The organism is Phormidesmis priestleyi BC1401, from assembly GCF_001650195.1.
Taxonomy (GTDB): Bacteria; Cyanobacteriota; Cyanobacteriia; order Leptolyngbyales; family Leptolyngbyaceae; genus Phormidesmis_A; species Phormidesmis_A priestleyi_B.
Genome location: NZ_LXYR01000149.1, coordinates 1 through 1,945, shown reverse-complemented (window position 1 = coordinate 1,945; position 1,945 = coordinate 1). Strand labels below are relative to the sequence as shown.

The window sequence follows — 1,945 nt, the reverse complement described above, 5'->3', positions numbered from 1 at the left end:
GGTGACTCGCCCTTTGTCCTCTCGATGACGAGTGTCAAACGGCGGGCGCTCACCGCTCATCTGCTCGACCGATTTATTACTCAGTTAGACTTGGAGCCGACTGCGATTAAATCTCACCCCAACTATCCAACCCTACTGTCCTACGGCTCTATCGCTGCCTGAAATTGTCCGAACCATTGTTCAACCAACTTTAGAAGAATCAATCTTTGAACTTCTGCGGGATGCACAGAAGTCCAGATATTTGAATATTTCTCAAACTTCTACTCCTACAAAGGTTTCAGAATCTAATTCTGAACTAGAAAAATAGAGTGGACTAAAAATGGACTAAAAATCGAGCCTCTTTTTGACCTAATTTGTTGGGTTTGATCCCTGTGGTTGTCTGTCAGTGCATTCTACTTCAGCCTCGCTAAAACAAACATGGCATCTTCTGGAGACAAAACAACGTTGGCTCTTTATCCCAGTCGTCTTGTTTGAGACTCATAGTGAGTCTCAAACGTAGTCTTGAATAAGACAATTGAGCATCTGTAATCGTCTAAACGGGTAGTACCGATCGCTAGACGGTCAAGCCAGACTCACCACAACCAACAAACTGTTCAATAACCGCATCGAACAGCTAGGCTGACAATCCATCAGCCCTCACCTATATTGTGGAATGATCCATTTTCAAGCGCAGGCGGCAAAAACAGAATGATGCCTCTCGCTTTCGATAGGGTCTGTGGATAGGTTGCGAGCGACTGCTTAGTCTGTGACACTAGGCAGAAACCTTCCCAAATTCTTCATGGCTGCAACGCTGCCCGATGAAGTCGTATTGTGAAACCGAACGTCGAGCCTGCAACAACCTAATGCAGCGATTTCAGGGTCGCACCTGTTTTCTTATTACCTACCGACTCAACACGATCGCCCGTTCAGACTAGATTCTGTTTATGCAGTTAGGCATCATCGCCAGACGATATGCGTACAGTGTTGCCGCTTATCAAAAACTTCCTGCTCCCATATTTGTCAATGACCGGACGTTGACCATTGCTCAATAGTTAGACATCAACCCTCTACCGTTGCTCAGTTTAAAAGCTCATAGGTGCCGCCACGTTCTAATGCGCGTTGGTAAGCGGGGCGAGCATGAATCCGATCGAGAAAGTTCATCAGCTTCGGTCGGCTTGCGTTTAAACCCGCCCGTGCGGCAGCCGCTTCTAGCGGAAAGCTGATCTGAATATCGGCGGCGGTGAATTCGCTGCCTGCAAACCAGGTGCTCTTCCCGATCTCTGCCTCCAGGTAATCTAGATGCTGGGTGATCTGAGGTTCGATATACGATCGCTTCACACGATTAACAATTGATTGAGCGATCGGACGCACAAAAAAAGGCATCGAACTCTTTTCGATTTGGTCAAAGATCAGCTTGAGCAGGAGAGGAGGCATCGCTGAACCTTCTGCATAGTGCAGCCAGTAAATATAGCGCAGCCGATCGGAGGTGCCCACAGCCGGAATCAATCGTCCGTTGCCATAACGCTCTACCAAATACTCAACGATGGCACCCGATTCGGCTAGAGTGAGTGTGCCATCGGTGATCACGGGCGACTTTCCGAGGGGATGCACTTCGCGCAGCGATGCAGGTGCCAGCATGGTTTTCGGGTCGCGTTGATAGCGCTTGACTTCATACTCTAAGCCGAGTTCTTCTAGCAGCCAGAGTATGCGCTGAGAGCGAGAATTGTTTAAGTGATGAACCGTGATCATGAAAGCGTTCTCTCAAATTAAGATTCATAAGTCGTGCGATCGAGATTTCAATTCCTCAATGCGATCGACCCTTTAAATAGTTATCTATTAGTCTATTAATTTCACTTTGCTAGTCTGTAGCAATAGTTCGGACAGTTTTTGCGGTCAGACGTGGACAGAAAAGCTATCCATCAGCTAGGGTGCAGATTAGAAACAAAGCGCACCGGATGGATAGCCA

The 1,945-nt window shown here is 47.6% G+C and carries 1 protein-coding gene; it reads right to left on the bottom strand.

Features of this window, described 5'->3' with window-relative positions; all coding sequences use genetic code 11:
* Positions 1-1,056: 1,056 nt before the first annotated feature.
* On the bottom strand, positions 1,057-1,728 hold the full coding sequence (locus A8707_RS26075; RefSeq protein WP_068820357.1) for a glutathione S-transferase: 672 nt from the start codon (positions 1,726-1,728) through the stop codon (positions 1,057-1,059).
* Positions 1,729-1,945: the final 217 nt, after the last annotated feature.